Source organism: Lactobacillus delbrueckii subsp. bulgaricus (genome assembly GCF_046938665.1).
Lineage (GTDB): Bacteria > Bacillota > Bacilli > Lactobacillales > Lactobacillaceae > Lactobacillus > Lactobacillus delbrueckii_C.
Genome location: NZ_JBKZCD010000054.1, coordinates 1 through 1,535, shown reverse-complemented (window position 1 = coordinate 1,535; position 1,535 = coordinate 1). Strand labels below are relative to the sequence as shown.

1 protein-coding gene is annotated in these 1,535 nt (G+C 50.0%); it reads left to right on the top strand.

Annotated elements, in window-relative coordinates:
* A partial coding sequence (locus ACLUXO_RS10115) for a thiamine pyrophosphate-dependent enzyme (RefSeq protein ID WP_412137440.1) occupies positions 1-1,535 on the top strand: 1,535 nt, incomplete at both ends.

Sequence of the window (1,535 nt, the reverse complement as noted above, 5' to 3'; positions counted from 1 at the left end):
GGCAAGCTTGGTGTCTGCATGGGTTCAGCTGGCCCTGGTGCCATCCACTTGATGAACGGCTTGTACGACGCTAAGTACGACAAGACCCCAATGGTTGCCCTGGTAGCCAACGTTCCAACTCCTCGTCAAGACATCAACTTCTTCCAAGCCTTTGACGAAATGCCATGGTTCCGTGACGTTGCCGTTTGGGTACACCAAGCCAAGACCAAGGAAGCTTTGCCAGTTTTGATGGACACTGCTATCCGTCAAGCTTACGCAAAGAAGGGTCCAGCTGTTTTGGTAATTCCTAAGGACTTCGGTTGGCAAGAAATCGAAGACAACTACCGTGTTTCCGCAAGCAACCACGTTGCTGACAACTACGCTGCTCCAACTGCTGAATCAATTGAAGCCGCAACTAAGTTGATCAAGGAAGCTAAGAACCCAGTTGTTTACTTCGGTTTGGGTGCTTCAGCAGCTGCCGACGAATTGAAGGAATTTGCTGACAAGTTCAAGATGCCAATGATGTCTTCATACCTGGGCAAGGGTATCGTTGAAGACAGCTTCAAGCCATACTTGGGTACTATCGGCCGTATCGGTGCCAAGGCTCCTAACGAAGTTCAAGGCCACACTGACCTGGTAGTTTGGGTTGGTAACAACTCACCATTCTCAGTTTTGTGGTTCCCTAAGAACGCCAAGGTTATCCAAATCGACGTTGACCCAGAAAAGCAAGGCAAGCGTCACTCAGTTGACGTATCAATCCTGGCAGATGCCAAGAAGAGCTTGCGTGCTTTGATCGACGCCGGTGAAGCCCGTGAAGAATCACCACTTTACAAGGCTGCTTTGGCTGACCGTGAAGAATGGGATGCATGGACTGCTTCGTTTGCTGACGACCACTTGAAGGACGAAGGCCGCGTACGCCAAGAACCAATCTGGGATGTCATCAACAAGGAAGCCGCAGACAACGCTGTCTTCGCTATTGACGTTGGTAACGTTAACATGGACCACGTACGTCTGTTGAACATGAACGGCAAGCAACGCTGGACTACTTCCGGCTTGCACGCAACCATGGGTTACGGTGCTCCAGCTGCAGTTGCAGCCGCAACTGCTATGCCAGACCGTGAAGTATGGCACTTGGCCGGTGACGGTGGCTTCGCGATGATGAGCGAAGAACTGCTTACTTTGGCTCGCTACAACATGCACGTATTGACTGTTGTCTTCACTAACGAAACTTTGGGCTACATCGAAGCAGAACAACGTGACGAATCAAACCAACCTCTGTCAGGTGTTATCATTCCAGACAACGACTGGGCAAAGGTTGCTGAAGGTATGAACATGAAGGCCTTCACTGTTCACGACAAGGCTGAATTCGAAGCAGCTGTTGCTGAATGGAAGAAGATGGACGGCCCAGCCTTCATCGACGTTAAGTACACTAAGCACATGGCTTACTCAACTGAACTTAACACTCTGGACGACCCAGAATTCGTGAAGTACTACCACGCAGAAGCTCTGCACCCATTCTCATACTTTGCTGAAAAGTTTGGTTTGGAAATTGACGC